The sequence below is a fragment of the Shewanella colwelliana genome, assembly GCF_001735525.1.
GTDB classification, from domain to species: Bacteria; Pseudomonadota; Gammaproteobacteria; order Enterobacterales; family Shewanellaceae; genus Shewanella; species Shewanella colwelliana.
The window spans coordinates 127901-150758 of record NZ_MCBT01000046.1 but is presented as its reverse complement, the minus strand read 5'-3'; the positions used below and the strand labels follow the sequence as shown (position 1 = coordinate 150758).

Genomic DNA, 22858 nt, shown 5'->3' with positions numbered 1-22858 from the left:
CGATTAGGGAGCTTCGGCTCCCTTTTTAGTGCCTGCTAATTGCCTTTCGCTCAGTTTATCTTGCAGTATCGCGAAATGCTTGGCATCTTGCCTTGGTAGCGCTTTAGCGTACAACCAGCCTTGCACCGTATCTATCCCTGCCGAACGGACAAAAATCTCCTCCTCTATAGTCTCAACCCCCTCTGCAACCAAATGAAACCCTAGGCTTTTGCACAGCATACAGGTATGCCGGTATAAGATACGCCCCTTCTCGTGCTTAATATTTTCTAAGATGCTTCGGTCTAGCTTGATACCATCAATTTTGATTTTACTCAGTAAGCTAATACTGGAGTAACCAGTCCCGAAATCATCAATCACAAACGAGAAGCCATAGGCCCTTAGATTTACCATGCTCTGTTCGACACTCTGCAGATCGGAGATAAAAGCAGACTCCAACAGCTCGATATCGATACTCTGCGCATAGTCAGCCAGACATTCTACCAGCAAGTCTTGGGTGGCTTTATCCACCACACTATTTGGGTTGAGGTTAAGACTAACTCTGGGATGAAACGCTTCAGCTGCCCATTGGCGCATATCTTTCGCCAAGCGGTTAATCACAAAACTGTCGATTAAATTACCGTAACCGGCTTGATCAAAGTCTGGGATAAAATAGGGCCCAACCACCTCCCCTGACCTGTTCTTCAATCGTAATAATGCTTCATAGCTCACCACACAGCGGCTGACTAATGACACCTTAGGCTGATAGTAGAGCAGTAGTTCACCATTGAGCACCTCTTTAATGGTTTTCTCTAAGGCGACGTTAGTTTGTAAATCTTCGCTCTGACGCAGGGTATAGTTTCGCTCGGCAATTTTGTCGATATCAATTTGCAACTGAATACGTTTAATAAGGTCCTTATCAAAATTATCACCTTTGCCCTGCAAGCTGTAATGGCGCACAAACGGCAGGTAGATGGCCACACCAACGGCGATAAGCAGTAGTTGTAATAGCGGAATGGCCATACTGCCGCCAGCCACAAACCCATTTAACAATATAGGCATTATCCAGGGAAACTCATTGCCACTAAACGTTATCCACCCCGCACTCACAAGCAGATAGCCCACTAACGTGTTAACGACAGGCACAATAATGAAAGGCAATATAAGCCGCAAATTAAAGATAATAGGCAAGCCATAAATCAAAATCTCATTGATATTAAACAGCACAAACGGCAGTGATAGTTTAGCGACGTTAAGCATATTTCTATCTTTTGAGGCGATAAAAATAGCGATGAGCAATGAGTGCGTTGCACCACTACCACCAAGTAACACAAACAGATCGGTAAATTGCGACAGCGTTAAGTTAGGGGCGATTTGCTGTAACCCATTATCGATACCAAACACCAACATGTAAGCAATATCGCCATGCACTCCAAAGCACCACAAGACATGGGTAGAGATCACCCTGACAATTAGCTGACTAAATAAACCGCTGCTCTCAAGCGCCAGCTTAAAGGACTCAAACAGCTGACCCAGTAAGAAGCTACTGGCATACATCACCATGGTCACCGCAATAAAGCAGGTGATCAAAGGAAACAGTAGGTTGAGATGCAATTTAAGATAGCTACTTAGCTGAGTGCTTTTAAGAAAGTTAATCGCCTTAATCCCCATGAAGAATCGCAACAGATAAGCCACTAAAATCGGTAGGATGATCGCCCTTGCATCACCAAATAGAAACGAAAAACCTTGGGTCATCGCCATCTGTTGGTGCGAGTCAATATGTAAGGCGATTAATGAGCCAATGGAAACCGAGGCCACCGCCACCGCTGAAAGTTCAAGGTATTTCGAAAAGTGAAATGACAGTGACAATAACGCCATCAGCGGAAAGAAGTTAAATAGAATTTGGCCAAACTGACTTAACCATAAATAGCGATCACTCTGCTGCCAACTGGGTTGCCACACATCCACAATAGCTAACACCAGTGCCAGCAATGAATTGACGACAATAAAAGGAAGCAATGCAATAAAAGATTCTTTTATTGCAATGAGAAAGGCGCGCTCTAAGGTATTTCGTGCTGCAATCATATCGTCCGAAATTGTGGTGCAGTATCTAATTAACTTAGTCCAATAACGGCAAAACAGAAACTAACCTAAAGGAATTGGTATGCCGATATGCCACTTAGGCCAATGGCGAGCAACAAAGCACGATTGAGTGGCTGAGTTAGCTAAGCAAAAAAAGGGGGACCTTTAAAAGGTCCCCAAAATACTTCTATCTCAGTGGGCTACTAGCAGGGGTGAGCCCACCTTAAGAGAACTATTATTATCTAGATAATATATCTAAGTATTATCTAGTGTCCGCCTCCCATGTGGACTTTATCAACACCGTATGTTTTACCTTCGGCGTGACACGTTGCACAAGATTCTACTGGTAGGTCAGCCGTTGTAGCAGGTGAACCTTCAACATAAGAACCATTGCTTTCAAAGTGCGCAAGCGCTGAACCTTGAATGTGGCAAGAGCGGCAAGATTCTGCGATAGGTGAGATATACTCTGTTGCACTCACCTTAATTGCACGTTTGCCAGAAGTTAATCCACCATCAGCGGCAAACAATTTAGCACCTTCTTTGTGACAAGCTTGGCAGTCTGTTGCAAGCGCTGGGTAGCCAACAGTTTCCATATTCTTATCAAAGTAGATTCCGCCGCCATCCCACGAACCACTGTGGAAACGGTGAGCTACAGTAACAAGATCACGGTTACTAAAGGTTAGACCTGGTACATTGGCAAAGATTGGATCGCCATCGGCATCAACTTCACCTGTATCGTAAGCAACATCACCATGGAAAGATCCGTACCACGTATTATTATGGCAATCCATACATTGGGTGAACTCAGTCGCGCCGTGAGTCCCTTTCACATGTGTTAGGTTACCATGGCAAGTATTACACTGAGCTTCGCTCACTGTGACACGGTCAGGATCGTCCATACGAGCAATTACTGTTGCAGCAGTCGGGTCTGACAAATTGAAGTACTTGATTGGCGCGCTATTGGCTACACCAAGCTGCTCAATGTCACCATCTGTATTTGTGGTACATTTAACAACCATATCGCCTTCTGCACAGACTTGAACTTCAGCCGTCACGTAGATAGGACCCATTAAACGCGTTGCATCAAAATCTTTAGCAACAGTCAATACACCGCCAGACAAACTCACGACATCACTGATCACTGACATACCTAAACCACGAGTCGGTGTTCCATCAGCGTCAAGATTACCAATTAGCAATCCACGACGAGTACTGGTCATGTATTCACTAAAGTCAGTACCATCAGCCACTGCTGCGCCATTAAGTGTCACGTTAGCCATAACGGTCAAAGTCGATACTGCAGGGTCAGCCGTTGCTGTAACCACGGCAGAGGTAAAGTCGAAGGCAAATGCATCAGAGACCTTATCACGACCACCCACATTATGAGCAACCATTGGGCTCAAACTTCCTGCACCATGACAACCAGAACAGGCCGCATCGCTACCAGGAATGATACCGCGGTGATTCTCACCCGTGGCTAAGTCAACATTCATATGGCAAGAGAGACAAGCTTCTGCATAGATGTTGTCGTTCCACTGCGTACCGTTATCATGACAAGTGGTACATTCACTTAGCTCAGCAGGGAAGTGAACCCCAGCAAACTCATCTAATGCATCACCCACTAACAAGCCATCTTCAGCAAGTACGCCACCAGCATGGATGGTATGGATCATTGCATTCCAGTTAGCATTAAAGCCTTTTTCTGGATCATCCTGTCCACCAGCGTAAGCTGGGTTATGACAAGTAATACAGTTTTCAACTTTCTGATAGTTATGGTGTGCGCCGATATTTGCGATACGCATATCGCCTTCACCGTAACCCGTTAGCTCACTGTGACACTGAATACAGGCCGCGTTTGATACTGAGTCTTTGGTAGAAACGGCAAGCTCACCGGTTGCAGGAGTGAAATCAAGAGGAGTCGATAGTAACTTGTCACCAATACCAACACCCGTAGCATCAGTTATGTTATACGTACGAACCATGACTCTGAATAAGCTGTTTGGATCGCCGTCGGCACTGACAACAGGCGCATTACCATCATGTTCCCAAGAGCCCATATAAGTCCCTGGGTTTTCTGCGTCTTCAACTAAGGTACACGCGTCAACTTCTGCACCACCACGCGCTGTGGCTTTACCTGTTGGGGTACAGTACATGCTAGAGCCAAACTCATTGACCAATGCATTGTTAGACCACAACATTGGCGCGCCAGTATCAGTGTCGTTTGCAACCAGATTGGTGACATACAACGCCACTTTATCAAGGCCTGTAAATGGAACATCATCTCCTTTGCTATTTTTACCAGTTGCAGTGAACTTAATAGTGAAGTCATCAGCTCCAACTACTACGATATCTGCAGGTTGTAGGGTTAACATAAAGTCCGCTGCGGTGGTGACGGTATCAACAGTTGCACCCGCAGGTGCTCCTGGAGTACCAGGCGTTCCGGGTGTACCAGGGGTTCCTGGTGCACCATCTTTACCATCTTCGCCATCACTACCACATGCGCTCAAACCCATGGCACAAACCAGTGCCATGGCTAATAAGGATCTATTATTTTTTTTCATCGCCATATCCCTTTCTTGGTATTTCTGCTATTGCAGTACACCAAATATAAGGGAGATACGCTTGAATGTTATAAATTTGATTCCAACTTGTGACAACAATTTAAAGATTCATTAACAGAAATTTCAAGATGTGAAATAGTGAATTTCAATAATTGAAATCAACTTTTTGATACTAGCTGCTTGATTAACTGAATAAATAATGATCTTTGATCGTTGGAATAGCGACGGTAATCTTCGGGAGCTTCAATCAGTAAGTACTGTGGGGCCATGCTTTCACCGTGTAATCGCGCCACTTCAGCGTCGCTTAGCGGCATCACTTTAATACCGGGTAAAGAGCCACAAATAGCCGCCTCTGAGCAGCTGAGAAAGGCCAACGAGTGCATGGTGAGGATATTGCTGTACCACTCATCTCTTGATCCCACACGCTCAATATTTTTTATCTCTATACCTGATTGACGAGCGAACACCTCTAACGGGTCAAGCTTATCATTGAAGCCTTTACTGTTGAGACATAAAAATGGGTATTTGCAGACCTCTTCGAGTGTCACGCCATCGGGTACTAACCAGATATCGTGCTCCTCGTTTGCTGCAATGCAGATGTGCGACAAGCTGGCAACGGGTTCACTGCACAACACGTGGTCGTCACAGGGATCAAATGCGACCCCCAAATCAACCTCTCCATTATGAATCAAATCAGCAGAATCGCTGTCCCATAAGATGAACTGCACGCGGCCAATATTTGTGCGCTCGTTACTGCGTGCATAAGTTAGAGAGAGGCTAGCCATAATGCTTGGGGTTACGGCAATTTTAAGGCTATCGCGCGTATGTTCTAAGCCTTTATCTGCCATCGACTGCTCTATCTTTAAGACTGAGTCACAAAATTGACAAATGGGTTCAAACAGAGATTCTGCTAGAGGAGTGGGTTTCAGCCCTAATTGGCGCCGGTAAAACAGTTCATCATTAAATGTCGCTCTTAACATGTTCAAGCAACGACTAATTTTAGGCGCAGAGACATTAAGTTGCTTCGCCGCAATATTTGCATGGCCCGTTTGAAAAATGACCTTAAAAACCATCAAGCAAAAAACATCGAGTTCACGGATCTTCTTTAATGTCTGACTGGTCATAAGGGCCCAAGTTAATTTGAATTATCTAATAGATATAACACAATTTTTACAAGGTAATAAATAGCCCTTACTCATACAATGATTAAGCTCTCACAAAAAACTGTGTTTTAAAAATAATCCTGTTCTGCTTTAGTGAGTGGCCGACTCTGCCCTGACTGTAGGTTTTCATCTAACACGATATTGCCCACAGCAATGCGATGCAGTGCCATGACTTGATTTCTAAAGCGGCCAAACATTCGTTTTATTTGATGATATTTGCCCTCGTAGAGCGTCACCAATGCCCGGTTTGGCCCTAAGATCTGCAACTCGGCGGGCAGAGTGGTAATATCCTCATACTCAAAGTAAAAACCTTTAGTAAATGCCTCAATATAAGCGGGCGTCAGGGGATGTTTTAGAGTAACCAGATACTGCTTAGGGATCTTTTGTGTCGGTGACATCAATTGCCGAGACCAATGACCATCATTGGTCAGCAACACCAGTCCGGAGGTGTTGAGATCTAAGCGTCCAACAATATGCAGATCTTGAGGTGAGTTAGCCGGAAGTAGCTCCATAACCGTGGTGTGCTGCTCATCTTTGGTCGCACACACTACACCAATCGGCTTGTGCAACATGATGTAGTGAGCACTGTGCTGTTGCAGCGTGATATCATCAACCACCACATGGGAAAATTGATCCACAATTTGATCCATATCGCGGGCGATAATACCATCGACTCGCACGCGCCCCGCAGCAAGCATGGGCCGTATCTGTTTTTTGGGTATCTGCAGCTTGCCACTAATAAAGCGGTCTAACCGAAAACGCTTAGATTCCATCGGTTAACCAGATTAACATGGCACCACCTTATAGGCACAGCGGCGTGCACCTTCAATAATATGCTCCTCTCTGGACACCACAGCCATGCCTTTAAATAAGTGTTGAAAAAGTTGTAACTCTGAGCGACAAAACCCCGCACATACTGTGGCAGCAGCACAAATCGGACAGTGATTTTCTAGTAACCAAAAGCTATTTTCATCGATCTCTACCGTCGCTAAATAGCCCTCTTGAGTGCGTAATTGTGCCAATGCATCAAGCTTATCTCGAATCGTTTCATGGCCATCCAGCGCTTGATGATAGAGCTGTTGACTGGCTGCCTCCCTGTGACTAATCAGTTTGTCCAATCCGCCATCACCAAATACGACTCTCACCGACTCAATCAGTTGACTGGTCAGTTCATCATGGCGATCCGGAAACAGTGGGTGGCTTTTTTCGGTCAGCGCCCAATAACGTGTTGGACGCCCGCGGCTCGCCTTTCTATCTTCGACAGACAACAGGCCATCATCTTCCAATGCTTGAAGATGCTGGCGCACCCCCATTGTGGTTAAGCTAAAACATTGTGCCAGCACCTTGGCTGTTGTTGGGCCATTGATCTTTAGATAGTCGACAATTTTCTCACTGGTTTTTTTTGACACCTAATACTCCGCACAGGCTTGTTCATGGTGACATTATTACCGATCCAGCAATTAAGTAAACTTTTTTATTTACTTTACTCTTTACAAACTTAAGTAAAACATTTACCTTACAAATATTAAATAAACAAAAAGGTTTACTTTATGAAGTTGCTTATCATCAGTGCCAGTCAGAGAACCGCATCACAAAGTGCTAAAGTAGCACAGTATATTGCCCGCCAAGACCACGGCTTCACGTCAGTGTCTCACTTTGAACTGTGTCGATTTAACCTGCCTTTTTGGGATGGTGATAGTGGAACTAAATCACTTAATGGCAGTGGCTTTGAGACACTCAACCAGCAAGTTAAGCACGCTGACGCCCTCGTCCTTATCACACCAGAATGGGGCGGAATGGCCTCTCCGCTATTAAAGAACTTTCTTTTAATGATTGATGGACAAAACACGGCGCATAAGCCTGCATTACTTGTCGCGGTATCGAGTGGAATAAGCGGCGCCTATCCCATTGCCGAGCTGAAAATGAATGCGCTAAAGAACAATAAAATCGTCCCTATTCCTGATCACCTCATCATACGGAATGTCCAGCAAGTATTAGACAGTGACCTGCCAGTCAACCCGCGCGATGAAGACCTAAGATCACGCATAGATTACAGCCTCTATATGCTCCACCAATACAGCGGTGCACTGCTATCCATTAGAGATGCACATCAAAATCGCGCTTATCCCAAGCAGCAAGAATACGCTTATGGTATGTAACACCACCACATATAAACAATAAAATAAGGAGTTAAACCATGATTCACCTAGAGCACATCAACCTAGTCGTGACCGATATTGACCATACACTAAGCTTTTATCGCGCCGCGTTTCCCCACTGGCATATTAGAGGGGGTGGGCAAGGGAATTGGTACGGCAAACCTCGAAGCTGGGTTCATTTTGGCGATGACTATCAATACCTTGCCTTCAATGATGATGGAGAAGGAGAAAATAGAGACTTAACCGGCCACCAAGTTGGCTTAGCGCACTTTGCTTTTGTCACCGACAACATCGAGGCTGTGATCCAACGTTTAGCGGATGAAGGCTTTGCTGTAGATAAAGATGGGGCAGTCAATCCACATCGACGCAATGTCTATTTTATTGACCCCAACGGCTATGAGGTAGAGTTTGTTCAATATTTAAGTGATCTGCCAGCGCAGCGCAATCACTACGAAGCCGCCTAGCAGAAGCCTTGCCAAGATTGTTTGGTTAACTCAACCCAAGAGTTACAGCCATACAATCAAGGCAAAGAGGACTAAATAAAAGAAAAACCCACTTAGGTAAACGCTATAAAAGTCATTTTTGGCTAAACGCTTTTCATGATGGAACATTGCTGGCCAATAGAGTGGTTTTTGTATCCGACCAAATGAGAATACCGCAAGCACTACTGCGCCGGTGGTATAGAGCACAAATGAGAGCAATAACTCCCAAAAGAACCAGATAAAGAGTTCAGTAACAAAGCCTGCAACCATAAACATCTTCCTTTCATTAAACCTTTGTGAGTCTATCGCCCTATTGCCAGTCGCTGCACCTAATGACCAGCCATTTTATAGAGAAAAAACACAAATCCAGCGGCTAAAACCATACCGATAATAACCATTATGGTCAGCGTCTTAGAACGCCTCATGGATTGAAACAACGCAAAATGGGTATCCATTTCAACAATATCCATCCAGCTAAATTTCTCGTGTTTTACACTCGACTTAGCTTTGGTTTGCTGGGCTTTATTGGCTTGATTAACAGTCATCGGCTTTCCTTAGCGAGTAGTGTTGATAGAATAAGTTGAACAGTGATTAGCCAGCACTCTAACCAGGCTAATTGTAAGAGTCATGTTAATGATTGTTAACGCAGCGTTCATCTGCCACCATTTCTACCAATCAGCAAAAGGAAAGGTTGAAGAAAAGTTAGGCAGAGGTGGCCACAAAGAAAACTTAAGCTAAACCTTGCTTGGCTAAGCGGTTGTTTAAGGGTTGTTTAAGGCTTCTGGTTTTATATAGAAATGAATCTCAAACTGAGTATCGTCGGTTAACGGTGCGATACTGTGCCAATATTCAGGATGAGAGATCGCGGTTTCAGAGGCTTTTAATCTTACCTCTCGCTCAACATCGCCTTCCTTGTCTTTGTAGCCGTAAAACATCAGTTCACCACGAATAACATGGATCTGCTCGTATACCCCGCGACGAGTAAAGTGACGCTCACGATAGATAGCTGGGATAGAGTTAACGGCAAATACTTGCGTCTTTTGGCACTTTACATATCCCTTTGGTACAAATGACATCACAAGCTCCCTGGCGATCTAACAGATTTAACATTTCAAACTTTAAAGCTAGTATAAATTTGCACAAAATTCTATTGTCATTACACTAAGGACAATTTTTCAAATGAGTGACTTTAATGGACACTTCTTTTCGCTATACCACACAATTTATTCTCGACAAGTCCTACTATAGTGAATGTTTCGATGAATCAGTTCCCTCTAATCCGTCGAAAAAAGTGTATGCCAAGGCCATCATCTTTATTGTTATCGGCACAGCGCTGCTGCTGACCGGTGCGAATAACTACGCATCTTGGTTTATTATCGGTTTAGGTTTTCTCGAAGGCCTGAGTATCAAATTCAAACGCCCATGGTGGCTACTGCGCCAGATGTGGAGTAAAGCGGCAGGTAATGAAGTGGACCTAACCATAGACGAGCTGGGAATAACCACAAAATCACTTTATGTTGACACTAAGGTGTTGTGGGATGAAATGGACCAGATAAAAGAGACCGAACAAGGGTTTCTTATCACTAAAGCACGCAGCCAAAGCTACATCTCCAAGCGCTACCTCGACCAACCCGCTTGCGAGTTTATCCGTAACATACAGGGATCGCAGCAAAACTAATAATAGGTAAATTCGCTGGTGAAACCATATGTTCGCCAGCGATATGTGGCTAATTTACCATCAGTTAAACAGCGACAAGCATAATCTGCTTAATGCCTTGCAACATAAATGCGACAATCGCGACCATTCTAGTCAATACAGATAAATGATGCGCCACCGCGTATCGTTTGGGGTCTCTATGCATAACAATAAACTCTCGCTCATCGGGATGATCGTCAGCGCAAGCCTTTTGCTCTCTGCCTGTCAAACCACCAATCCTTACACCAATGAAAGCCAAAATGCTAAAGCAACCAATGGCGCGATTATTGGTGCTATTGCAGGCGCAGCAATTGGAGTGGCCTCCTCCAGCAAAAGCGATCGCGGTAAGGGCGCCTTGATCGGTGCGGCCTCGGGAGCGGCAGTTGGCGGTGGTATTGGCTACTATATGGACGTGCAAGAAGCAGAGTTGCGTAAGCAGCTGCAATCAACAGGCGTAAGTGTTACCCGTAGCGGCGATGATATCATTCTCAATATGCCTAATGAGATCACTTTTGGTGTCGATCAATCACACCTCAGTGACCGTGCTAAGCAAGTACTTAACAGTGTTGCCTTAGTGGGTAAAGAGTATGATGAAACCAAACTCAATATCATGGGCTTTACTGATAGCTCTGGCAGCGAATCTTACAACCTTCGCCTATCTCAAGTGCGCGCAAGCGAAGTGGCAAATTACCTAGCGTCACAACAGATTGCTAACCAACGCATCGCCTCTCATGGCATGGGCGAGTCTCGCCCTATTGCCAGTAACGACACTAAAGCGGGTCGTGCTCAAAACCGCCGTGTTGAGATCATCTTAAGCCCTATCGCTAAAAACTAGGCCATGATTCATAAAAAAGGCTGCATTGAGCAGCCTTTTTTATAGAACTAATTTCAGTGACTCACGACTTATTAATTAGCGTTTAAGCTCACCGATAGGCAAAATGGTGCGCCCAAACTCATTATTAATCACTTGCGCCATTGCAAAGTAAATGGCACTCGCCCCACAAATAATGCCTTCAAAGCCTGCAATAGTGCCGATCAATTCACTACCAGTAAAATCTCTTGCCGCTAATAGGAAAAACAACAGGGTCAATGACGCAAACACAAATTGCTTAGCACGAGGATAGCGCAAAGACCCAACAAACATGAATGCGGTAAAGGTTCCCCACAGTGCCAAATACCAGCCCATAAAGTGACTAGGGCTAGCAGCGATCCCTGCATTAGGCATTAATATAAGCCCAACTAACGTCAGCCAAAAAAGCCCGTAAGAGGTAAATGCAGTTGTGCCAAAAGTATCGCCACGCATGAAACACATAATGCCCACAATCACTTGACCTATACCGCCATAAAAAATCCCCATGGCTAGAATCATCGCATCAATCGGAAAATATCCCGCATTGTGGATATTAAGTAAAATAGTGGTCATGCCAAAACCCATAAGCCCTAACGGCGCTGGGTTAGCCAATTTTGTAGACATCAAGTTCCCCTAGTGGAAATATCAAGCGAAAGTCGTGTAGCCAAAAGGGCTGCACTCAGCAAGCGGCGGATTCTAGAGCAAGGCTAACAAGCAGGCAATATGCGTAGCAGCAATCTAAGTCGAAACGAAAATACCTATTTAATACAGATAGTTAGATAGATATTGAGGAGGTGTAGCAAAATAAAGAATCAAATTTTGTAAAATATCTGTTTAAATTCAGCAAGATAGTTTTAAAGGCGCACCAAAAGGTGGCCACATCACAAAAACAAGGCGAAACGAGACGCAAACCACAATAGCCGTTAGGTCACAGGCTTAATAACAGCAAAGGATAATTCAGCAAGCACCATTATTGCGAGCGACATCTACTAACGCCACATAAGTGAGAGCCACCCCTCACTTTATAACGCCCGCAAAGAAACCCTAGCTAGACCTGATCTAGATCAGTTATCCAAGTGGACTAATGCGTGCCATTAAATAGGCATCAACATAGACACCGTTTCTAAAGGCATACTGTTTAGCCGTGCCCTCAATGACAAAGCCATGGCGCTCATACAGCGCGATACCAGCGACATTATCGGTATAAACTTCAAGCTCTATGCGAGTGACTGCAAGCCAGTTTTGCGCCAAGTCGATAATCGCTTTAAGCAACTGACTGCCAATACCTTTACCTCGGGTTAATTCGCACACTGCCATGCCAATATTGGCAACATGCTTGCGCCTTGGGCGACTAAAAACCTCCATGCCGATTTGACCAACAAGCCTTCCCTCTAGCTCAGCCACTAAGCTGTAACTATTTTCCGGCAGACTTTCCAAACGTTTCTGCCAGCTATCTAATGAGGGAAATGGGTGCTGCAACGTGCCAGCATAACAACTGGGCTGGGCATACAACTGGCAAATAGCCTGAATATCATTCGCGCCACTATGACGAACGGTTAACCCAGCAGGCTCACTAGATTGACAATGTAATTGGGACACAAACCACCTATATCGATCATAACTTCAAACTTCTATCATAATGTGCTTAATATCAATTGCTATCCCTTAAGTACAATAAAGTGTCACTATCGCAAGAACCTAGCACGTCTCGATATCATGGGATGTAGCCAGAAAACGCTGCTTATCATGACCCATAGCAATTAATCGAGGAGCAGCCTGTTGCGCGGCGCTGAAATCGGTTTTATCCTGCCAGCCAAACCACTGCTGCTGGATTAACGCTTGAGCAACAGGTCCCCCTAAGGTGTTACCCGGACCCAGAACAATTATTTTATCTGGAGCAAACTCTTTGACAGCAACTGCGATCGCCTTGGAAAAGTCATAAGGTTCAATCACTTGCTTACCTAAGGTATAATCATATAATGCGGTCGTATCCGTACTATATGGCGACCAGATTTTCCCTTGTCCATCAACCAAAGAAACCCTTGGTGCGTTAAACAGTGACTCAGGCAACGCCGCTCGCCCTTTATCCGAAATATCACTGAGCAGTGGCGAATGAAAAGCACCGTGATTATACAAGCGCATCGGGTATTTATCGTCAATCCGCGGCAGCAACGTTTCAGCCAGCGTCATCCCAGCCTCATTCCCTGCCAGCACACGGTAACCACCGAGATAGATAGAGGTAAACAATTCGCAGCCCGAGGCTTGATTGACTTGATTAATCACGTCATCAACCAAGCGACTGACGGTTAAATCTGTTTGCCAAGCTTCATTCATCTCAGGGTAGATCAACTGCCCACCAATTAGACCGTCACTCATCATTGAGCCCATGGTATTAATCAACTTAATGGCAGCATCGGGCTGCAAGGCTCCAGCCAACGCCAAGGCAATATACCACCCCATGGAGTTACCCGTGACTGCGACAACCTCATATTCTGCGGTATCGATATCCATAAAATCGGCCATCGCACAGGCATAAATCAACGCTGAAGCATTTTCGCCAGGGGTGTGCAGTTTGAAAGAGTACTTCGCCTGTGCGTCGAGTTCAGCAATTCCTCTTTGTCCTATGCCATGCCGATATTGGTCAATCTTATCGATAAACGCCAACTTATCTTGATGATGCCGTTTAAGATAACCAAGCTCATCTTTGTTGTAACACCCCCGACCTGGCGCAACCACCAGTGCTCTGTGCTTTTTGCCTGCACCAGTGCCTTCGGCATTATTTTGACTCATTATGCTTCCTTCGAACGTGGGGAGTTAATCTGTTCATCAATACCCAGCAATGTTAGCGCTGCGGTCACAATGCTTTGCTGGCTGGGCAACGGCAAAGTTGCCGCGTCAGCTAAAGGGATAAAACAATCTTCTGCCGTTAGGCGCGCAAGTTTGGGACATTCATCACCAAGCTGCTCATACAAACAGGTAGTAATAGCCTCACTCACTGAGCCGCTGCGCCGACATTCGTCGACAATTAACACATGCTGACATTGGGCTGCCTGCTGGGCGATGGCCACTTCATTCAATGGCGCGAGATAGCGAAGATCTATCACAGTGCACGCAACACCCAGCGCTGCCAATCTCTTTTCAGCCTGACGACTCAGATAGAACCCATTACCATAGCTGATGATACATAACGACTTGCCCGTCCCATAAATACCTAACTCCCCAAAAGGTAATCGGGTTGCCGTGGCTTGTGGCTGATACGTAGCACTCCACAAGTTGTCACCTGGCTCATGGAGATCTCTAGTCATATATAGTGCTATTGGCTCTAAAAAGATAATGAGTCTTTGCTCCTCATCAGCCATTCGCACGCACTCCCTAAGCATGGCCATCGCATCGGCACCATTAGAGGGGCAAGCTAAAATTAACCCAGGTATATCGCGAAAAACCGCTAAAGAGTTATCATTGTGGAAATGTCCACCGAACCCTTTTTGATAGCCCAGTCCTGCGATACGGATCACCATGGGATTGGTAAACTGCCCATCGGAAAAAAATGGCAAAGTGGCCGCTTCGCCGCGGATCTGATCTTCCGCATTATGCACATAAGCTAAAAACTGGATCTCTGGAATAGGTAGTAAGCCTTTATGCGCCATGCCTATAGCCAAGCCGAGTATCGACGTTTCGTCGAGCAAGGTATTGATCACTCGATTGGGACCAAAACGCTCAACCAAGCGTGAAGTGACATGGTAAACACCGCCTTTTTTGCCAACATCTTCACCGCACACAAGGATATTTTGCTGCCGTGCCATCAATTCAGTCAGTGTAAAGTTGATCAGTTTCCCCATGTGCACAGGCTTTCCGATGCTATTCTTATCGGCAATGAAAAGACTGAGATACTGCTCATCACTTAACGGTGTTTTCTCACTGCCTTGTGCCAAGGATGGCGGCACGATTGAACTCATCGCTTTATGCACACAATCAAGCTTTTGCTGGGATACTGCAACCGCAGCAATCGCGGCTATACGTGTTTTTGTGGTTTGATACAGGGCTACTACCTGCTCAGGCGACAACAGCCCAGCAGCAATGACCTGTTTAGCGGTGATAAGTAATGGGTCTTGGGCCTCGTTATCTAAAATCTGCTGTTTCTTCAGATAGGCTATTTCAGCATCACTGCCGGCATGGCCCATTAAGCGCACTGTACGCACATGCAAAAATACTGGCTTGCGCCGCTGACGCGCATAGTCTGCGGCTTGCTTACTGACACGATAGGTATCGAGAATGTCGCGTCCATCGCAAGCGAAATATTGGATACCAGGACGCGCACTAAAATTGGCAGCTATCCACCCTTTTGGTGTTGCCGTTGAAATGCCGATGCCATTGTCTTCACATACAAACATCAGCGGCAGCGGTACTTGCTGATACGCCGCCCACCCCGCCGCATTAATTGCGGTTTGTGCACTGGCATGGTTAGCGGACGCATCGCCAAAATTGCACATGACTATACCCTGTGGCTGCAGATCGCTGTGTAAATCTAAACGCTCAAGCAGAGGAATACTCAATGCCGCCCCGACCGCTTTAGGCAAGTGTGAGGCAATGGTTGATGTTTGCGGTGGAATATTGAGACGCTTGCTACCTAACACTTTATGACGACCGCCAGAGATTGGGTCGTCGCTTGATGCAGCAAAGGACAACAACATATCCCACAGTTGCGTCTCACCAGCGACATGGCGGCCGCGCTCAATCATAAAAGCAGCGCTGCGATAATGTAAAAAAGCCATATCAGTCGGTCGCAGTGCCAAGCCATAAGCGGCATTCCCCTCATGACCCGAGCTACCTATGGTATAGAAGCCTTGATTTCGGGCACGCATCTGCCGTGACTCAAGATCCAACAAACGGCTCTTAATTTGTGATTCAAACAATCCGATAAAATCGGCATCGCTTAAGCCTAAGCGACGATGATCCCACCCCTGTTCTATCGATAAAAAGTCTTGATTGATTACCCTGTCGACAAACTGTCGATCGAGGGCGATAGCTCTATCTTCCAATCTACTCTACCCCTGTGTACTGGCAATTATCCCTCCGCAACCCACATCATGAGCGGATAGATAGACATCTGTGTTGAAAAGAAAACGGGCGAATAATCGCCCGTTTTACTGTTTAGCCAAACGCCTGAATGCCAGTTTGTGCTCGGCCAAGGATCAAGGCGTGAATGTCATGGGTGCCTTCATAGGTGTTCACAGCTTCAAGATTCATCACATGGCGAATGACATGGAACTCATCACTAATACCATTGCCACCATGCATATCTCTTGCAACGCGGGCGATATCTAACGCTTTGCCACAGGAGTTTCTTTTAATTAACGAGATGGCTTCGACTGGCAGTGCATCTTGATCCATTAATCGACCCGCTTGCAGGCAACTCAACAATCCCATGGTGATCTCAGTCTGCATATCTGCGAGCTTCTTTTGTATTAACTGAGTCGCCGCCAAAGGTCGATTAAACTGAATCCGGTCTAAACTGTATTGGCGCGCAGCATGCCAACAGAATTCGGCTGCGCCCAGCGCGCCCCAAGCGATGCCATAACGTGCTTTATTGAGACAGCCGAAGGGGCCTTTCAGCCCCTCGACATTAGGCAGCAATGCCTCTTCGCCGACCTCGACATTGTCCATTACAATCTCACCGGTGATAGATGCGCGCAGGGAAAATTTCCCCTCAATTTTAGGGGCTGTTAAGCCTTTCATTCCCTTCTCGAGAATAAAGCCACGGATCACACCATCAAGCTTGGCCCACACAATAAAGACATCGGCGATGGGTGAATTAGTGATCCACATCTTTGCACCATTGATCCGATAACCGCCTTCGGTGCGAACGGCTCGAGTTTTCATACCTCCAGGATCAGAACCGACATCTGGCTCGGTTAAGCCAAAACATCCCACCCACTCGCCGCTTGCGAGTTTGGGTAAATACTTTTGCCGCTGCGCTTCGCTACCATAGCTATAGATAGGGTGCATCACTAAAGAAGACTGCACACTCATGGCACTACGATAGCCGCTGTCGACACGCTCAATCTCTCTGGCCACTAAACCGTAGCTGACATAATTGGCATTCGCGCAGCCATACTCCTCTGGCAGCGTTGCCCCCAACAATCCTAACTCTCCAAGTTCATTCATAATTTCACGATCGAAGGTTTCGTTTCGATTGGCCATCAATACACGACTCATCAACTTTTCCTGAGCGTAATCATGAACCATATCGCGGATCATGCGCTCATCTGAGCTCAGTAACGCATCAAACTGCAGCGGGTCTTGCCAATCAAAATTCACTCGAGCCATGGGACTATTCCTTGCCTGTTAATGATTATCGGGTAGCGTCGATGAATGGTAATTGAGATCCATTTATGACTTATTCATCTCTTGCTAATTTGACTAGCATAGGCATAATTTTGGGTTAGGAAAAATATTCTTTTTATTTATCACTGATAGTTTTTTTCTATATCTTACGTAAGGGTAAAGATGAATCTACGAGCATTGAGTTACTTTGTCGCGGTTTATGAAAAAGGCACCATCAGTGCGGCGGCCAAAAAGTGTTATATCGCGCAGCCCTCTATTTCAGCGGCGATAAGTCAGCTAGAAGCAGAGCTCAATACCCAGTTATTCCAGCGCCACGGCAAAGGGGTCACGCCCACAGAATCTGGCGTACGTCTTTATCCTTTAGCGCAAAAACTACTGAATGAATCCAAAGCGATAAAAGCCTTGTTTAGTGAACCTCAAGCGCGTACGCCATTTAAACTCGGGTTAATCAACTCTTTGGGGGTACAGCGTATGAGCATGCTGTTGAGGGATTTTAGCCATGCATGCCTTGATATGGAGCTAACACTGGTTGAAGCCAATGAGAGCTGTGATGGGCGAATTATCACCACTAGCCAGCTCAAGTCTGATGAAGCCTTTCACCCCATTTGGCATGATGACTACTTATTGGCAATCCCGCCCTCATTTAGTATCAGTCTAAAAAAATCACTCCAATTGCGAGATCTTCATGGGCAAGCTTTTATCCATAGAGCCCCTTGCGAAGCCCTTGCCGATCTGCAACAGTTGATGGATCTAGAGGGGATCAAACTGGAAGTCAGAGCCCGCATTCAAACCGTTGAATATTCTGTTGGCCTAGTCAGTGCTGGAGTTGGGATGGCTCTTGTACCTGCGCTTCCTGCTTTACTGGCACAGAAAAATATCGTTTTTAAACCGATACAAGATATTCAGTTGCAGCGAACCGTTGGCCTCGCGCTCCCCAGAGAGCGGCCATTAAACGAACAACAACGTCAGCTACAACAAGTTTGTAAACTTTATAGCTAACTAGAGTTAACATTTAACAAGAGAGACCCAACAAACTCGCTAAAACAGGTTTACAGCTCGCCAGCCTCTGTATCATTTTGCATCAAAAGCGACGAAATACCTGCTTAAAAAGTGCTTCAATGGTAACCTGTAATACTAGAGGTTAATTGTTTAATAAGTGTATCAATCTAGATCATGAAGAAACTTGCAGTATTACTTTTAACAGCCCTAATTCTTCCATTTGCCAGTTTGGCGAATGATGCTGCTATGTGCGATGAGAATAGCGACTGTATTGCTGTCGGACGCTGGGATTTGGGTATCGCACTAGGTTACGGCGTGAAATCTAACCCCGTTAAAAATTACGAAGATATTCCTATATATCTTGCTCCCACTATTGCCTATTATGGCGACAAATGGTTTTTCGATAACGGTAATCTTGGCTACACTTTAGCAGAACAAGAAAAATTCACGATTAATTTAACCACCAGCTTTAGTGCCGATAGCGCTTATTTCTACCGTTGGGACCCATCAAATATTTTTATCGCGGGTACCAACCAGCTCAACGTGGGTGCAACGCCAGTGGCAAGAACAGTCCGTACCTTTGGTGTGGAAGCTGAACCTGTGATCAATGACTTAGAAGATAGAAACTTTACACTTCTTGGCGGAGTTGAAGCGTTCATTTACACTCGTGCTGGTATAATCAATCTCAGTGTAGCCCATGACCTTTTTGACGTGCATTCTGGCATGGAAGCAAAGCTAAAATGGCTATATAACATTGCTATCGCACAATGGAAATTTGAGCTAGCAGCGGTGGCTGACTGGAAAAGTGAAGATGTCGTCAACTATTACTACGGCGTTCGACCTAGCGAAAATGTCTATTGGAGTGAGAAATTTCAAGCAGCGTCTGCGACTAATTTAGGATTAGAATTGACTACTCAATATGTAATAAATGAGCACTGGGAACTTATCTTTCTTGCTCGATACAGTGAACTTGCCGATGAAATCGTCGCCAGTCCTTTAGTCAACGAGAAAAACACTAGCACCTTCTTTGTCGGCGCAGCCTATAGGTTTTAAACCGAGTGTTATTGACGACATACAGGCTGTTACTGGCAGTTTTTGTTCTGATTTCTTTTTTTAATAGTGCTTTAGCTGCAGACAATGATTCTGAGGCTAGCATTACTTTGTCGCCTCAATTTTGCATCACATCCGCCGAGGAGCAAAGTTGTGACCTTACTGTGGTGCTGAACTGGGAAATCGATACACCAACCACCGTTTGCATTATGTCAGACCACGAGAGTTTGACTAAATGGTGTGCAGACAGCCCAACAACACACTCGCTAAGCTTAGCCATGCTAACCGACAAAGATGTCCAATTTGTCATGGTAGATAAGGAGACCCACCAAACGTTGGCTGGCGTAAAATTGAAAGTTACCCCTACAGCGGAACCTCAAGTGAGGCGACGCTATCGCAACCCTTGGAGTCTATTCTAATGACCGAACCCCAATCAACCCATAGAGTGTTACTTGTCGAGGATGATATTCGTCTGGCAAATCTGATTGTGGATTACCTAAAGTCGCATGGAATGCATGTTGAAGTCGAGCGTCGCGGTGATACCGTACTCACACGTCTTATCAACTATAAGCCTGATATTATTTTACTCGATATCATGCTCCCAGGAATGGATGGGCTAACCCTGTGTGAAAAGTTACCCGATTACTTTGCGGGCCCTATCTTATTAATGAGTGCCCTCGGCTCAAACGAAGATCAGATAAAAGGGTTAGAGTTAGGCGCTGATGATTACGTTGTTAAACCTGTCGACCCAGCCCTATTGGTCGCTCGCATCAACAACCTACTGCGCCGCAACGCTAAACCCCCGCAAGCAGAGTCTCACTGCTTAACCTTTGGCAAACTAAGCATAGATCCACACACCCAAGCCATCCGCTTAGGCGATACCGAAGTGGATCTGACCAGTCACGAGTTTGAACTACTCTGGTTACTGGCCTCGCAAGCTGGCCAAGTATTGAGCCGTCAGTATATTTACCAGTATCTGCTTAACATAGATTTCGATGGCAAAGACCGTAAAATTGACGTGCGAATTTCAAGACTACGTAAAAAACTGGGCGACAACATCGAAACACCGTTTAGAATAAAAACTGTCTGGGGCCAAGGTTACCTGTTTGCACCAGAAGCTTGGAACAATTAAACGGAACGTTAAGTGAAACGACTCTTTATCAGTCTATACCTACTATTAAGCCTCAGCTTTTTAGGTATAGGCTGGACCTTAGACAGCATTTGGCAAAATAATGTCGACGACAGTGGTGCACCCGATGCACCACTGGTCGCTTTTGCACAGCTACTCGCACAATTCCCCGAGGAACAGCGACAAGGCTTTATCGATAAACTCGATGATAACCCGGCATACCCTCTGCAACTTCTTAATCGTGATCAAGTGGCCTTTGGTGACAAGGAAGCGATCAGCCGTAACCAAATTCTCGTTGCCGCCCATGACAAAGAACATGAATTGCATTTTATCTCAGTCGATGACAAACAATTTTTAATGGCGGGGCCGATAGAGATCGACCCAAGAGAGCAACTTAGAGGCCTATTCACGCTATTTTTCTACCTTTCATTGGCCTTTGTTGCCCTGATCTGGGTTTGGCCGCTGTCGCGGGATTTGAAGATCTTGAGATTGGCGACGAAAGAGTTTGGACAATCAAACTGGGACACCCAGATACAACTATCGCCACGCTCTCAAGTGCAGCCGTTGGCCAGTACCTTTAATGAAATGGCCAGACATATTCGGGCGCTGATCGAAAATCAAAAACACCTATCCAATGCGGTATCTCACGAAATACGTACCCCCTTGGCACGACTCAAATTTGCCTTAGCACTCATGCCACAATACTGCCGCCCAGATTCGGATGTTGAGCGCCGCAATGAGTTTCTCGATGAGATGCAACAAGATGTTAAGGAGATGGAGAACCTCCTTCAAGAACTGCTCACCTACGCGAGTTTAGAGTCACAGCGAAAAGCGATTCAATTTGAGCGTTGTGATTTGTCTAAGCTAACCCAGCAAACCATAGCACGATTACAAGGGTTAAATAGGCTGCCGATCACACTAAATCCGCAACCTAAAAAGATTGAAGTCATGGGTGACCCATCGCTCATTGAACGGGCTCTGCAAAATCTGATCATTAATGCACAGCGATTTGCGACAACGGCTATCACCATCGAACTGTCTGTATCACGTGGCAATGTCACCCTCTCGGTCATTGATGATGGTCCCGGTATTGCGACAGAAGATCAAGCTAAGATCTTTGACCCCTTTTACCGCAGTAAAGTGGTGCAAAATGGAAATAAAGGTCATGGACTTGGGCTGGCGATTATCAAGCGTATTATGGAAAGGCATAACGGAAAAGTGCAGCTGAACAGTGAACCCAACATGACAAAATTTACCCTAAGTTGGCCCAGAGTCGTTAAAGGGCTATCAGAGAAGATGACCATTTCGAAACATTAATTTGAACTGGTGTCGGTATCAAAATCTAAATGGGGTGTTGCCGCTGCGCGCTCCTCAAGGATTTGAATCTTACGTGCCCTCAACAAGGCAAGCTGACGTCTGCGCTTACGCTGCTTACACAGACGTATCACATCGTACTTTTGTGCATCGGAGAAGTGTAACCAGTTAAAACGTTCATCACGATTACGTAAGCACCCTTTGCAGTAGCCCCTAGCATCTGTTTGACAGACACCAATACAGGGACTGGGAATGTCAAAAAACTCTAACTGCTCCATAGACTAACTTTGCTTGCTGTTGCTTTTATACACTTTAATAACACTTTAGCCCCCTATCACAGGCCCTTTATTGTCTAAATTTAAACATAACTGATTTATTTAGAACTGGCTAAACTTTATTCATGAGTTCATTCATAAAATATCTTGCATAAATAAGCTGATAACTGCACCTTATTTATATTGATATACTATTTGGTCACTCACTATGAAGATTATCCACCGACTTTCGCTTCTCGCAATAAGTTTGCTGCTGACAGCTTGTGCGACCAAGCCGAATTATGACTACGACACAAACTATGACTTTAATCAGCTTAAGCAGTTCTCTACTTTTACGCCAGAAAACACCACAGATCCGCTGACCGCTAAACGGGTAGAGACGGCCATTACTGCTGTATTAGTCACCAAAGGTTTTGCAGAAACGCAGGAAAATCCACAATTTAAAGTCACCTATGCATTTAAAGTTGAAGATAAGCCGAAGAACTCTGGAGTTTCAATCGGCTTGGGCACTGGCAGCTGGGGAAGTTCAGGGGGCGTAAGCCTTGGTACCAGTGTTAGTGTACCCGTTGGCAGCAACACAGCTAAGATACAAACCATTCAGATTAATATTATCGACACCAGCAACAACCGCCTTATCTGGCGTGGCAGCGACAAATTTAACTTTGACAATGGTGGCGATGAGAAAGCCGAAGAGACTCAAAAAACAGTCGCAACGATTTTGGCCCTGTTCCCACCACAAAAATAACCCTAATGGGCTTATCGTACTCGCTAAGCCCA

The 22858-nt window shown here is 45.5% G+C and carries 24 protein-coding genes; 10 read left to right on the top strand and 14 right to left on the bottom strand.

Annotated features, from left to right (window positions below):
* Positions 1-3 precede the first annotated feature (3 nt).
* The 5 genes from BEL05_RS16180 to BEL05_RS16160 form a co-directional block, all read right to left on the bottom strand.
* On the bottom strand, positions 4-2061 hold the full coding sequence (locus BEL05_RS16180; RefSeq protein WP_069671802.1) for an EAL domain-containing protein: 2058 nt from the start codon (positions 2059-2061) through the stop codon (positions 4-6).
* Between the two features lie 263 nt (positions 2062-2324).
* Complete coding sequence (locus BEL05_RS16175; RefSeq protein WP_069671801.1) at positions 2325-4619, bottom strand: OmcA/MtrC family decaheme c-type cytochrome; 2295 nt, start codon at positions 4617-4619, stop codon at positions 2325-2327.
* A 158-nt stretch (positions 4620-4777) separates the two neighbouring features.
* The gene (locus BEL05_RS16170; protein ID WP_069671800.1) at positions 4778-5743 is read right to left on the bottom strand and encodes a LysR family transcriptional regulator; all 966 of its coding nucleotides are present in this window, start codon (positions 5741-5743) and stop codon (positions 4778-4780) included.
* A 107-nt stretch (positions 5744-5850) separates the two neighbouring features.
* Complete coding sequence (locus BEL05_RS16165) at positions 5851-6555, bottom strand: pseudouridine synthase (RefSeq protein ID WP_069671799.1); 705 nt, start codon at positions 6553-6555, stop codon at positions 5851-5853.
* Positions 6556-6567: 12 nt separating this feature from the next.
* Entirely contained in the window at positions 6568-7191 is a 624-nt protein-coding gene (locus tag BEL05_RS16160) for a helix-turn-helix transcriptional regulator (RefSeq protein ID WP_028762352.1), read from the bottom strand.
* Positions 7192-7332: 141 nt separating this feature from the next.
* Here BEL05_RS16160 and BEL05_RS16155 point away from each other — a divergent pair, with 141 nt between their 5' ends.
* Entirely contained in the window at positions 7333-7941 is a 609-nt protein-coding gene (locus tag BEL05_RS16155; RefSeq protein ID WP_069671798.1) for an NADPH-dependent FMN reductase, read from the top strand.
* A 38-nt stretch (positions 7942-7979) separates the two neighbouring features.
* The gene (locus BEL05_RS16150; protein WP_069671797.1) at positions 7980-8405 is read left to right on the top strand and encodes a VOC family protein; all 426 of its coding nucleotides are present in this window, start codon (positions 7980-7982) and stop codon (positions 8403-8405) included.
* Positions 8406-8447: 42 nt separating this feature from the next.
* Here BEL05_RS16150 and BEL05_RS16145 read toward each other — a convergent pair whose 3' ends face one another.
* The 3 genes from BEL05_RS16145 to BEL05_RS16135 all read right to left on the bottom strand — a co-directional run bounded on the left by BEL05_RS16145 (position 8448) and on the right by BEL05_RS16135 (position 9499).
* On the bottom strand, positions 8448-8693 hold the full coding sequence (locus BEL05_RS16145) for a hypothetical protein (RefSeq protein ID WP_069671796.1): 246 nt from the start codon (positions 8691-8693) through the stop codon (positions 8448-8450).
* Between the two features lie 59 nt (positions 8694-8752).
* Entirely contained in the window at positions 8753-8968 is a 216-nt protein-coding gene (locus tag BEL05_RS16140; RefSeq protein WP_069671795.1) for a hypothetical protein, read from the bottom strand.
* Positions 8969-9184: 216 nt separating this feature from the next.
* Positions 9185-9499 (bottom strand): TehB-like domain-containing protein, encoded by a 315-nt coding sequence (locus BEL05_RS16135; RefSeq protein ID WP_028762357.1) that lies wholly within the window; start codon positions 9497-9499, stop codon positions 9185-9187.
* 116 nt (positions 9500-9615) lie between these two features.
* On the opposite strand from BEL05_RS16135, the gene BEL05_RS16130 reads away from it, so the two are divergent.
* Together BEL05_RS16130 and BEL05_RS16125 are read left to right on the top strand one after the other, a co-directional pair.
* Positions 9616-10101 carry a YcxB family protein gene (locus BEL05_RS16130; RefSeq protein WP_069671794.1) on the top strand — a complete coding sequence of 162 codons (486 nt, stop codon included), beginning with the start codon at positions 9616-9618 and terminating at the stop codon, positions 10099-10101.
* Positions 10102-10279: 178 nt separating this feature from the next.
* A complete protein-coding gene (locus tag BEL05_RS16125; protein WP_373316142.1) occupies positions 10280-10954 on the top strand; it encodes a YiaD family glycine zipper/OmpA-like lipoprotein in 675 nt (224 codons plus the stop codon).
* A gap of 75 nt (positions 10955-11029) precedes the next feature.
* Here the strand turns inward: BEL05_RS16125 and BEL05_RS16120 are convergent, their stop codons facing one another.
* The 5 genes from BEL05_RS16120 to BEL05_RS16100 form a co-directional block, all read right to left on the bottom strand.
* Positions 11030-11593, bottom strand: a complete 564-nt coding sequence (locus tag BEL05_RS16120) for an acetate uptake transporter (protein WP_028762360.1) — start codon at positions 11591-11593, stop codon at positions 11030-11032.
* Positions 11594-12037: 444 nt separating this feature from the next.
* A complete protein-coding gene (locus BEL05_RS16115) occupies positions 12038-12568 on the bottom strand; it encodes a GNAT family N-acetyltransferase (RefSeq protein WP_051412870.1) in 531 nt (176 codons plus the stop codon).
* A 99-nt stretch (positions 12569-12667) separates the two neighbouring features.
* Positions 12668-13759, bottom strand: a complete 1092-nt coding sequence (locus tag BEL05_RS16110; RefSeq protein ID WP_028762361.1) for an ACP S-malonyltransferase — start codon at positions 13757-13759, stop codon at positions 12668-12670.
* The gene (locus BEL05_RS16105) at positions 13759-16008 is read right to left on the bottom strand and encodes a dehydrogenase E1 component subunit alpha/beta (protein ID WP_069671793.1); all 2250 of its coding nucleotides are present in this window, start codon (positions 16006-16008) and stop codon (positions 13759-13761) included. The genes BEL05_RS16110 and BEL05_RS16105 overlap by 1 nt, the downstream gene beginning before the upstream one ends.
* Before the next feature lie 112 nt (positions 16009-16120).
* Positions 16121-17296, bottom strand: a complete 1176-nt coding sequence (locus tag BEL05_RS16100; RefSeq protein ID WP_028762363.1) for an acyl-CoA dehydrogenase — start codon at positions 17294-17296, stop codon at positions 16121-16123.
* 180 nt (positions 17297-17476) lie between these two features.
* Between BEL05_RS16100 and BEL05_RS16095 the strand changes: the two genes are divergently transcribed.
* From BEL05_RS16095 to BEL05_RS16075, 5 genes are all read left to right on the top strand, one after another.
* Positions 17477-18313, top strand: coding sequence for a LysR family transcriptional regulator (locus tag BEL05_RS16095; RefSeq protein WP_028762364.1), 837 nt, complete (start codon positions 17477-17479; stop codon positions 18311-18313).
* Positions 18314-18487: 174 nt separating this feature from the next.
* Complete coding sequence (locus BEL05_RS16090; protein WP_069671792.1) at positions 18488-19366, top strand: MipA/OmpV family protein; 879 nt, start codon at positions 18488-18490, stop codon at positions 19364-19366.
* Between the two features lie 5 nt (positions 19367-19371).
* Positions 19372-19782: a DUF3019 domain-containing protein gene (locus tag BEL05_RS21315; protein ID WP_259655961.1), complete on the top strand. Its 411-nt coding sequence runs from the start codon at positions 19372-19374 to the stop codon at positions 19780-19782.
* Positions 19782-20495, top strand: a complete 714-nt coding sequence (locus BEL05_RS16080; protein ID WP_069671791.1) for a response regulator — start codon at positions 19782-19784, stop codon at positions 20493-20495. Before BEL05_RS21315 ends, BEL05_RS16080 begins: the two co-directional genes overlap by 1 nt.
* A gap of 12 nt (positions 20496-20507) precedes the next feature.
* Positions 20508-21809 (top strand): sensor histidine kinase, encoded by a 1302-nt coding sequence (locus BEL05_RS16075; protein WP_069671790.1) that lies wholly within the window; start codon positions 20508-20510, stop codon positions 21807-21809.
* Here the strand turns inward: BEL05_RS16075 and BEL05_RS16070 are convergent.
* Entirely contained in the window at positions 21806-22084 is a 279-nt protein-coding gene (locus BEL05_RS16070) for a DUF1289 domain-containing protein (RefSeq protein WP_069671789.1), read from the bottom strand. The genes BEL05_RS16075 and BEL05_RS16070 overlap by 4 nt on opposite strands.
* A gap of 205 nt (positions 22085-22289) precedes the next feature.
* Here BEL05_RS16070 and BEL05_RS16065 point away from each other — a divergent pair, with 205 nt between their 5' ends.
* Positions 22290-22826 carry a DUF4136 domain-containing protein gene (locus tag BEL05_RS16065; protein ID WP_028762369.1) on the top strand — a complete coding sequence of 179 codons (537 nt, stop codon included), beginning with the start codon at positions 22290-22292 and terminating at the stop codon, positions 22824-22826.
* Positions 22827-22858: the final 32 nt, after the last annotated feature.

What these genes read in the sequence shown, in the direction of transcription:
- BEL05_RS16140 (WP_069671795.1), bottom strand. Translation starts at nt 8,968, where the DNA reads ATGACTGTTAATCAAGCCAATAAAGCCCAGCAAACCAAAGCTAAGTCG.
- BEL05_RS16175 (WP_069671801.1), bottom strand. Translation starts at nt 4,619, where the DNA reads ATGAAAAAAAATAATAGATCCTTATTAGCCATGGCACTGGTTTGTGCC.
- BEL05_RS16135 (WP_028762357.1), bottom strand. Translation starts at nt 9,499, where the DNA reads ATGTCATTTGTACCAAAGGGATATGTAAAGTGCCAAAAGACGCAAGTA.
- BEL05_RS16155 (WP_069671798.1), top strand. Translation starts at nt 7,333, where the DNA reads ATGAAGTTGCTTATCATCAGTGCCAGTCAGAGAACCGCATCACAAAGT.
- BEL05_RS16125 (WP_373316142.1), top strand. Translation starts at nt 10,280, where the DNA reads ATGCATAACAATAAACTCTCGCTCATCGGGATGATCGTCAGCGCAAGC.
- BEL05_RS16130 (WP_069671794.1), top strand. Translation starts at nt 9,616, where the DNA reads ATGGACACTTCTTTTCGCTATACCACACAATTTATTCTCGACAAGTCC.
- BEL05_RS16065 (WP_028762369.1), top strand. Translation starts at nt 22,290, where the DNA reads ATGAAGATTATCCACCGACTTTCGCTTCTCGCAATAAGTTTGCTGCTG.
- BEL05_RS16180 (WP_069671802.1), bottom strand. Translation starts at nt 2,061, where the DNA reads ATGATTGCAGCACGAAATACCTTAGAGCGCGCCTTTCTCATTGCAATA.
- BEL05_RS16090 (WP_069671792.1), top strand. Translation starts at nt 18,488, where the DNA reads ATGAAGAAACTTGCAGTATTACTTTTAACAGCCCTAATTCTTCCATTT.
- BEL05_RS16100 (WP_028762363.1), bottom strand. Translation starts at nt 17,296, where the DNA reads ATGGCTCGAGTGAATTTTGATTGGCAAGACCCGCTGCAGTTTGATGCG.
- BEL05_RS16165 (WP_069671799.1), bottom strand. Translation starts at nt 6,555, where the DNA reads ATGGAATCTAAGCGTTTTCGGTTAGACCGCTTTATTAGTGGCAAGCTG.
- BEL05_RS16150 (WP_069671797.1), top strand. Translation starts at nt 7,980, where the DNA reads ATGATTCACCTAGAGCACATCAACCTAGTCGTGACCGATATTGACCAT.
- BEL05_RS16080 (WP_069671791.1), top strand. Translation starts at nt 19,782, where the DNA reads ATGACCGAACCCCAATCAACCCATAGAGTGTTACTTGTCGAGGATGAT.
- BEL05_RS16145 (WP_069671796.1), bottom strand. Translation starts at nt 8,693, where the DNA reads ATGGTTGCAGGCTTTGTTACTGAACTCTTTATCTGGTTCTTTTGGGAG.
- BEL05_RS16070 (WP_069671789.1), bottom strand. Translation starts at nt 22,084, where the DNA reads ATGGAGCAGTTAGAGTTTTTTGACATTCCCAGTCCCTGTATTGGTGTC.
- BEL05_RS16095 (WP_028762364.1), top strand. Translation starts at nt 17,477, where the DNA reads ATGAATCTACGAGCATTGAGTTACTTTGTCGCGGTTTATGAAAAAGGC.
- BEL05_RS16120 (WP_028762360.1), bottom strand. Translation starts at nt 11,593, where the DNA reads ATGTCTACAAAATTGGCTAACCCAGCGCCGTTAGGGCTTATGGGTTTT.
- BEL05_RS16110 (WP_028762361.1), bottom strand. Translation starts at nt 13,759, where the DNA reads ATGAGTCAAAATAATGCCGAAGGCACTGGTGCAGGCAAAAAGCACAGA.
- BEL05_RS16170 (WP_069671800.1), bottom strand. Translation starts at nt 5,743, where the DNA reads ATGACCAGTCAGACATTAAAGAAGATCCGTGAACTCGATGTTTTTTGC.